The sequence below is a fragment of the Silvibacterium sp. genome (assembly GCF_047605705.1).
Classification (GTDB): Bacteria; Acidobacteriota; Terriglobia; order Terriglobales; family Acidobacteriaceae; genus Silvibacterium.
Genome location: NZ_JASGFD010000001.1, coordinates 205,655 through 214,763, shown reverse-complemented (window position 1 = coordinate 214,763; position 9,109 = coordinate 205,655). Strand labels below are relative to the sequence as shown.

6 protein-coding genes are annotated in these 9,109 nt (G+C 61.7%); 1 reads left to right on the top strand and 5 read right to left on the bottom strand.

Going from position 1 to position 9,109, the window contains the following annotated elements:
- The 3 genes from QM649_RS00780 to QM649_RS00770 all read right to left on the bottom strand — a co-directional run.
- Window positions 1-1,134, bottom strand: a 1,134-nt coding sequence (locus tag QM649_RS00780; protein WP_415197087.1) for a sigma-54-dependent transcriptional regulator, incomplete at its 3' end; no start/stop codon positions are given.
- Window positions 1,127-3,991 (bottom strand): ATP-binding protein, encoded by a 2,865-nt coding sequence (locus QM649_RS00775; protein ID WP_415197086.1) that lies wholly within the window; start codon window positions 3,989-3,991, stop codon window positions 1,127-1,129. The genes QM649_RS00775 and QM649_RS00780, both read right to left, overlap by 8 nt.
- A gap of 464 nt (window positions 3,992-4,455) precedes the next feature.
- Complete coding sequence (locus QM649_RS00770; RefSeq protein ID WP_415197085.1) at window positions 4,456-6,930, bottom strand: ABC transporter permease; 2,475 nt, start codon at window positions 6,928-6,930, stop codon at window positions 4,456-4,458.
- Window positions 6,931-7,191: 261 nt separating this feature from the next.
- Between QM649_RS00770 and QM649_RS00765 the strand changes: the two genes are divergently transcribed.
- Window positions 7,192-7,731: an NUDIX domain-containing protein gene (locus QM649_RS00765; protein WP_415197084.1), complete on the top strand. Its 540-nt coding sequence runs from the start codon at window positions 7,192-7,194 to the stop codon at window positions 7,729-7,731.
- 76 nt (window positions 7,732-7,807) lie between these two features.
- Here QM649_RS00765 and QM649_RS00760 read toward each other — a convergent pair whose 3' ends face one another.
- Entirely contained in the window at window positions 7,808-8,527 is a 720-nt protein-coding gene (locus QM649_RS00760) for a ZIP family metal transporter (RefSeq protein ID WP_415197083.1), read from the bottom strand.
- Window positions 8,528-8,603: 76 nt separating this feature from the next.
- Complete coding sequence (locus QM649_RS00755; RefSeq protein ID WP_415197082.1) at window positions 8,604-9,083, bottom strand: hypothetical protein; 480 nt, start codon at window positions 9,081-9,083, stop codon at window positions 8,604-8,606.
- Window positions 9,084-9,109 lie beyond the last annotated feature (26 nt).

Below are 9,109 nucleotides of genomic sequence, written 5' to 3'. Positions count from 1 at the left end.
GCGCACGTTGCCCGGCCACTCGTAGTCAACCACTGCCCGGAGCGCCTCGGGTGAGAGGCTGCGCGGCGCGAGGCCGTTTTCGTCGGCATAGTACTTGAGGAAATGCGCGGCCAGCAGCGGAATGTCCTCACGGCGCGAGCGCAGCGGGGGCAGTTCGATGTTGATGACGTTCAGGCGATAGAAGAGATCTTCGCGGAACTTGCCTTCGCGCACGGCCTGGCGCAGGTCGGCGTTGGTTGCAGCAACGATGCGGACATCCACCTGCATCTCCTGCACGCCACCCAGGGGCATGAAGCGCTTGTCCTGCAGCACGCGGAGGATCTTGGCCTGTGTATCCATCGGCATGGTGCCGATTTCATCTAGGAAGAGCGTGCCGCCATTTGCGACCTCGAAGAGGCCCTTCTTGGCGGCGACCGCAGAAGTGAACGCGCCGCGCACGTGTCCGAAGAGCGTCGATTCGAGCAGGTCGGTGGGCACCGCGCCGGTGTTGATCGGCACAAAAGGCTTGTCGCGGCGCGTCGAGTTGGCGTGCAGAGCCTTTGCGATCAGCTCCTTGCCGGTGCCGCTCTCGCCCTGGATCAGGATTGTGGATTTGCTGGGCGCGACCTGTGCAACGAGGTCGAAGATGCGCAGCATCACTTCGCTCTTGCCCACGATGTTCGAGAAGCTGTAGCGCTGCTTCATGGCGCGCTTCAGCTGCACATTCTCTTCTTCGGCGTGGTATCGGCCGATGGCCGAGCGGATATCGGCCAGCAGCTTCTCGTTGTCCCACGGCTTCTGGACAAAGTTCTGCGCGCCGGTGTGGATGGCCTCGACAACGTTGTCCACCTTGCCGTAGGCGGTGATCATGATGACCGGCAGAGAGGTGTGTTTTTCGCGGATGAGCTTGAGAATCTCGAGACCGTTCTTGCCGGGCAGCGCGAGGTCGAGCAGGACGAGGTCATAGACCGAGTTCTCGATCGCTTTGAGACCGTCTTCGCCGTTCACCGCCATCTCGATGGTGTAGCCCTCGAGCGTCAGGAGGGTCTCTAGCGATTCGCGGATCGCGGATTCATCGTCGATGATGAGAATGCGTTCGGTAGCGGTCGCCTCGGTGTTTGCCGGGGTGTCGATCGCGAGGATGCCTTCAGACATGCGCAGGTTTCCTTAACATCGGGAACTCGAGGTGGAAGGTTGTGCCCATGCCTACCTCGCTTTCCACATGAATCTTGCCGGCGTGCTCCTGGATGATGCCGTAGGTCACGGCCAGGCCGAGGCCTGTGCCGCGCCGCTGGCCTTCCTTCGGCGCCGACTTGGTAGTGAAAAAGGGATCGTAGATGCGACGCAGATGCTCGGGCGAAATGCCGGAGCCGGTATCGGAGATCGAGACGCTGACATGGCCATTGGCGACAGTCGAGATGCGCAGGGTGCCGCCCTCGGACATCGCATCCTTGGCATTCAGGAAGAGATTCAGGAAGACCTGCTGCAGTTTGCCTGCGTTCCCCAGAATCGGCGGTAGCTCGGGCAGCAGGGAAGTGTCGAGCGTGACCCCTGAGGTCTTGAACTGGTGCTCGATCAGCGTCAGCGTGTCGCGGATGATCGCGTTAAGATCGGTCTCCTTGAACTCGGTCGTGCCGGTGCGCGAGAAGTTCAGCAGGCCGTTCACGATCTCGGAGGCGCGGAAGGTCTGACTGGTGATCCTCTCAAGCAGGGGGCCGAACTTGGCATCGCCCCGGAGCTGTTTCGAGAGCATCTGCGTATAAGACGAGATCACGGCCAGAGGAGTATTGACTTCGTGCGCGACGCCGGCAGCCAGCAGGCCGATCGAGGAGAGTTTCTCTGCCTGCGAGAGCTGGGCTTCGAGATCGGTGCGATCGGTGATGTCGTCGACGAGGATGATGCGGCCGACGGTGGTGAAGTCGCGTGACACCAGCGGAGCGATGGCGATGTTTGCGGTGCGCGTTTCGCCGGTGCGGGTCTCGAAGCGGAACTTGTATAGATTGTGGACGCCGCTCTCGGCCGTCGCGCGGTGATAGGCCTCGACCAGCGCGGGGGGCAGGATGTTCGCGATCGGCTGCCGGAGAGCCTCGGCGCGGGGCAGCGCGTACATCACTTCCATCTGCGAATTCCAGCTGTCGATGCGGTCTTCGAGATCGACGGCGAGGATGCCGACATTGATCGACTCGACGATGTTCTCGTTGAATTCCTTAAGGCGCTCGTACTCGACGATCTTTTCTTCGAGGCTGGCGTAGAGTCGGGCGTTCTGGATGGCGATGCCGATATAGTCGGCCAGCGATTCGAGCAGTTCGACATCTTCGCTCGAAAGAAAGTCGCCGTCGGCGGTGCGCCCGAGGCCGATGACGGCGATGGCCTTATCCTGCACACGACAAGGCAGGTAGTAGTTCAGGTCCAGGAGTTCGGCGGCTCGACGTTCGCTCTCGGTGAGATGCAGCGCCTGCTGCGGATTCTCGAGGAAGATGTGCGAGCCCGCGTCCGGCTGGTCGAAATCCAGGAAGCTGAGCTCGAGGCGCCCCTTGCCCGCGAGTTCGTAGGTGCTTGGCGGCAGACCATGCCCGTCGGCGAGCCGGAAGCTGCCTGCGCCATCGGTGAGGAAGACGGCGATGCGCGTCACCAGCAGGGTGCGGGGCAAGCGGTCGACGATGGCGTGTAGCAGCGCCTTCAGGTCCGTCTGCGTATTCAGGCCGCGGCCGAACTCGATCAGCGTCTGGCGGTAGTCATAGCGCTTGCGGTCGAAGACGCGATCCACGCGGTCCTGGATGCGCCGCTTGATGGGATCGAAGAGCTGCGCCGTGATGATGATGACCGCGATGACGCCCCAGGTGCCGGCATTCGGCACGCGCTTGCGCACCACTTCGCCGGCAATCGCCACTACGGCGAAATAGAGGCCGACCAGAGCCGCGGTCGCGAGCGTGTAGGTCACACCGCGCTTGAAGATCAGATCGGTATCCATCAGGCGGTAGCGCACGATGGCCCAGCTGAAGGTCAGCGGCAGGAAGACCAGCGAGATGCCGGCGATCTTGGTCACCAGATCCGGCACATGGATGTTCGCGAGGTAGGGAACCGCGACGAGCAGGGCGAAGGGCATCACCGCGACCAGCGTGCCGCGCGTGAGCCACTTCAGCTGCTGGCGGCGCAGGGGAGCCGCCGTGGTCCGGTAGCTGACAAAGAGCACGACCGCGGCCAGCACATAGAACGTCGCGTCGTAACCGACGCCGATCTGGTCGAGACGATGGCGCAGCACCTCGGTCGCCGACCACTTCCACATGGCGAAGAGCCGCAGTCCGACCACGAAGACGCCCGGCACGTAAACCAGGGACATCAGCCGCGGACGCCGCCGTCCGCGTTCATCGGCGAAGGCCAGCGCGAAGTGCAGGAAGAGCGCCGGCTGCAGGGCTTCGGCAAGGATGTTGCCCCAGTAGATCGCCAGGTCCAGGCCGTCGAGCTCGCCCGTGTACTTGAACGAGTAGAGAACGAACGAAGCCAGGCAGAAGATGTAGAAATGCGTCGAGTGGGGAGCGGTCCAGCGGCGGAAGAGAACGTAGAGGCCGATGCAGAGATAAACCAGGGCGATGGCGCGGAAGCCATCGTTGAAGCTGCGATCCTGCGCGCCGAGGATGACCTGGACCTCGATGCGGATGCCTTCGCGCATCACCGTGTAGTTGATGGTGTTATAGGCGCGGGTGCGGATCATCTCCTCGGCCAGGGAGGCCCAGCGCGGAATAGCGCGGTCATTGGCCCGGATCAGCAGGTCTCCCGTCTTCAGTCCGGCGATTTCGCCGTTACTGCCGGGAGCGACACGCTGCGCCACGAGGCCGCCGGGCGCCTCTACCCAGATCACCCCGTCGGTAGGGGACTGGTAGATGTCCTCCTGCATACGGTTGAAGACCGCAAGAACCGCTGCCGCTACGGTAAAGACCGCGAGCAGCACCACGGTAATGCGGGTTTGGAAGGACCTCTCCATGGGCGGCAGAAACGAGAGTGAACTGCTCACTCAGGGTGCCTTGCTTGCAAACGCCCTGCCAAGCTGTAAAGGAACTCGACGTCTCTTTGTAACGCTCAGTATATCGTTGCAGCGTAAGGAAATACGAGCACGGGCGGAGAAATCCACGCAATCCTGCTGCCAAAATAGGCCTGAGGAAATGTAGAATTCCGTTTGCGAATATGAAAAACCATAGAGGCTACGCGGGAACGGTTGCCTCTCCTGGGAGCATTCTCCGGGTACCAGCTTTTAGACGTCTGCGACTGTCTTTAGTGGTGATCGGAATGATGTCCGTGAGCGTGGCTGCTGCGGGCAGGGCGAGTCGCCCACAGGATCGATACCGCGAAGACCGTTGCAAAGCCGAGAATCGCGAAGAGTGCCAAATCCGCCTCCAGAATGGATCGGCAACAGCATACTCCAACTCCGCTGCTATTGCCGCCCCTGTTTCTCTCGCCGAGATTCTGTGGCTTTCTGGGCTATTCGCTTCGTAGCGCCCGCAAGGGATCGACCGTCGCGGCGCGCCGTGCCGGCAGGAGCGTCGCGGCGACAGCGACGACGCCAAGGCCGATCACTGCGCCGGTATAGGTAGCGAGGTTATAGGGAGTGATGCCGTAGAGCTGCGCGCTCAGCAGCTTCGAAACGCCGATGGCCAGAGGCACTCCGAGCACCGTACCCAGGGCCGCCAGCACCAGGCTCTCCCGCAGGATCATACACACCACCTGCTGCCGTTGCGCGCCGAGCGCCATGCGTACACCGATCTCCATGGTGCGGCGGCTTACGCGGTAGGCCATCGCGCCGTAGAGACCGGTCGAAACCAGCACGACGGCGATGAGGCCAAAGAAGCCGGCAAGACGGGCAAAGAGCGCCTGCTGCGAGATCGAGACCTCGAACTGCTCCTGCTGGGTCATGGGCTGCTGTAGGGGCAGGTTCGGATCGATCGATGAGATGGCTTTCTGGGCCAGAGGCAGAACCGCCAGAGGATGTGGGCCGGAGACACGCATCTCGATATGCATCTCCCCGACGCCACCAACCTGCGTATAGAGCACCCAGGCCATGGGGATGGGGCTCTCGTCGATGCTGGTGTACTTGCTGTCCTTTGCAACTCCGACGATCTCTGCCGCGTCCGCTCCGCTGCCCAGGTGATGTCCCAGCGGGTTGGACTTGGGAAAGAAAGTATTGCGGAAAGTCTCGTTCACGATAACGACCATGGGATGTCCGGCGTCGTCCGCATCCGTAAAGTCGCGGCCCGCGACCAGCGGAATGCCGAGCGTGTGGAAGAAGTCCGGGGCGACGGTATTGCTGCGCACCATGACGTCGGGCTTTGGCCTTGCGCCATCCACCGTGACGCCAGAGGAATTATTCGACCAGCCGGTTCCGGGCCGGTTCTCCGCGAGCGAGACCGCGCGGACTCCGGGGAGCATGCGCAGGCGGCGCAGAACTTGGCCGTAGAAGGCGCGGGCCTCGGTGTCACTGTGTGTTGTCTGCGGATTCAGGCCGAAGACCACCAGCTCGTCGGTCTTCATGCCGAGTGGAATCGTCTGCAGGTTGTGCAGTGTGCGCACCAGCAGACCCGCTCCGGCGAGCAGCGTGAGGCAGAGCGCCATCTGCAACGCGATGACCGTGCGCGAGGTGCGCGATTTATCGCGATCCGTGTTTGCCGTGGCTACGGAGGTTTTCAGCACCAGCCCCGGGCCGGATGAGACTGCTGTCTTCAGGGGCGCGAGCCCGAATGCCAGTGCGGCAAGGATCAGGATGCCCAGCGTGAACAGCAGTACCGTCGCATCCGGCGCCATGCTGGTTTCGATCTGGGCCCAGTTGCCCAGCGCCCGGGTGGCGAGTTCGGCGAATCCCCATGCCGCGATGCCCCCGGCTGCCACCACCAGCAGGCTCTCGGTCAGGAGCTGGCGGAAGATCTGTCCCCGGGCTGCACCCAGAGCGAGGCGCAGGGAAAACTCCCGCAGCCGTGTGGAGTTGCGGGCCATCAGCAGCATGGCCACATTGCTCAGCGCGATCAGCAGTACGAGACCGACCATGGACATGAGCACCTCGAGCGGCTTGCCATAGTATTCGTCGTAGCCGGGAAAGCTCTTGGCTTCATGCAGGGACAGCACCGGGGGCTTTTCGCCCTTTTGCGGCTGTCCGCCCTGCTCGTAGGCTGCCGATTGGAAGATCCCCTGCACGCGGTTGACAGCCTGGGCCTTCGAAACACCCGGCGCCAGCCGCGCCAGCATGCGGATGCACCACCATCCCGGCTGGTCGATATAGGTCTTTCCGTCCTTGCTGGCCGGATGTCCCCAGGCATTGAGTTCGGCGCGGCGCTGCAAGGGGATCCAGAAGTCGGTGGAGCTTCCGGCTTCTACGCCCTCGAAGCCCTGGGCCGCGATGCCTACGATCGTCACTGGCACGCCTTTGACCGTCATCGTCCGGCCGATCACGCCCGGGTCACGGCCAAATCGCCGATCCCAGTAGGCGTAGCTCAGCACCACTGTCGGTGTATGGTTTCTCTCGTCGGCCGCGGAGAAGCCGCGCCCGCGCTCCATCTTTACTCCCAGCCCGGAGAAGAAGCCGCCGCTCACCATGTCCGCCTCGGCTTCTTCCGGCTCGGTTCCGATGCGTACAGGAATCTTGTCGGCGCTGAGAGGCACGTAGGCGATCACATCGGAAAATACACTCTTTTGCCGGCCAAGCTCCTGGTACACCAGGTAGGAGAAGGATGTGTTGCTATTGCCGGTGTTTACGGTGTTCTGGGGCATTCCCGAGGTGTTGAGATAAAACACCCGGGCCGGATCGCTCACCGGCAGGGAACGTAGCAGCACCGCGTTCATCACGCTGAAGACCGCGGTATTAGCGCCAACGCCGAGCGCAAGTGTCAGTACGCAGGTGATCGCCAGTCCGGGCGTTTTGCGCCATTGGCGGAGAGCAAACCGCAGGTTCTGCCAGACACGATGCATCGCAGGCCTCCAAAAAGAGTGTTTGAGAGAGGTGCTGAGCCAGGGATTCGCCGTGGAAAATGCACGTTCAAGGCCAAGACTAAAGGCTTTACTTTCAGAGAATTCACCGAGAAGCGTAACTCCGGATTGTCCAAATGCGGACAATGATCGGATGAAACCGGACAACGGTTCACCGGGGGACTGCGACGCTCGGGCAGGATGGCAGATCGCATGGGAGAATAGGGCTGGCTGATCCCATCATCCCGCGAGGAGATATCCCCTTTGAGCATTCGCACTCTCAGCACCCGCGAGGTTTATCGCAACAACTGGCTCAGCGTCCGTGAGGACCAGATCGAGCGCAGCAACGGCGTTCCCGGCATTTACGGCGTCGTCGATAAGGAAGACTGCGCCGTGATTCTGCCTCTGGAAGGCGATACGGTCTATCTCATCGAGCAGTTCCGTTACACCATCCAGGAGCGGGCGCTCGAGCTGCCGCAGGGCGGCTGGGAGACGGCGGGTGTCGACCCTGAAGAACTGGCTCGCGGCGAGCTGCGCGAGGAGACCGGCCTCGTCGCCGACACGATGATCTACCTCGGCACCATGTGGATCGCCTATGGCTTCGCAAAGCAAAAGCAGCACGTCTATCTGGCGACTGGACTCACCCAGCAGGAGACCGATCCCGACCCCGAAGAGCATGACCTCGTCCTCAAGACAGCTACAGTCGCTGAGTTCGAGCAGATGATGATGGATGGCACCATTCAGGACGTGTGCACCATCGCAGCCTGGGGACTTTACAAGATGTGGAAGGAACGCCAGAAATAAGGCTTTTGGGGGCGCGTATTTTGAGACTCACCGATGCCAAACTCCGGCGCAGGTGAGTCACACGATCAGGCAATCGTTAAATCTGCGGGATCAGCAGCTTAATCAGAAGAAACATGGCCACGCCGGCAAAGAACACCAGCGCCATGCGGATGCCGGGCTCGCGATTGACTTCGGGGACGAGGTCGGTTGCCGCAACATAGATGGAGACGCCGGCCGAGAGTGGCAGGCCGGCCTCAACCCAGTGTGGCAGCAGGTTGATGACCAGCACGCCCAGCACCGTGGTCAATGCCAGTACCGATGCTGAAATCAACGCGGCCGCGCGGCTGCGTCCCGAGGCCAGCATGACCGAGGCCACGGTGAAGCCCTCCGGCATCTTGTGGAGGAATACGGCAAAGAAAATCAGCCAGCCCAGCCAGCTTGAGAGGACAAAGCCCGAGCCAATGGCTACGCCGTCAAAGAGCGCATGAATGGCGAGCCCGGTGAGCACCGAATAGCCGGTATGCGCTGAGAGCTCATGATGATGCGTCTCCTCGCCGAAGTGGAAGTGCGGCGTGATGGTGTGCTCGAGCAAGTGGATCGCACAATAGCCCGCGAGAATCAGTACCGGTGACCACGTCGGCGAAAACTTCAGGCTTTCCGGGGTCATCTCGAGGATCGCAACCGAGAGCATGAAGCCTGCGCCGATGGCCACGAAATAGCGCAGGTAGCGCTTTTCCCAGTGGCGGCGCACCAGCACCAGCCCGCCGAGAACATCGGCGAGCGCGGCAATCAATCCGAGCGTGAGCGAGAGCAGCATGAGGTCGGTCAGTATGGACTCAGAGAGTGCAAAAAGACGGCTGTGTCCAATCTGCCATGATAGCAGCCTGTTAGGCCTATACCTTTTGCGGCTCGCGTGAGATCAGGACGATCAGTATCAAACCGAGGAGCAATACGCCCTGCTCGGTTTTCTCCGAAACATGATGCAGGCGATTGAATTCCGCATGGTGTGGTTCGGTTGCCGGTACCGTGTCGATGGCTCCGCCGACTGCGATCCGATCGGCTTCCATCTTGGGAATGATCCAGAACTGGGAGAAGGCGGTGAGGCCGAGCATCAACAGGGTTGCAATGACCGGCGCAGGGCCGGAGCGGAGCGCCCGTGTTACCTGTGCGGCCAGCAGCAGCACGACGATGGTGGCTCCGGCGAACAGCCCTTCCTCATGCAGAACATGGAGGCTCTTGGCGACGATCGTTCCCGCGATATGGGTGTCCGGCACGGTGCTGAACGAGTAGTACGCGAGGATGGGGAAAAACATCACGCCGCCCAGCCAGAGGACGACCATCAGCAGAATGAGGGAACGGATTGCAGTCTTCATCGATCTCTTTCTTCGTTTTCAGGAGC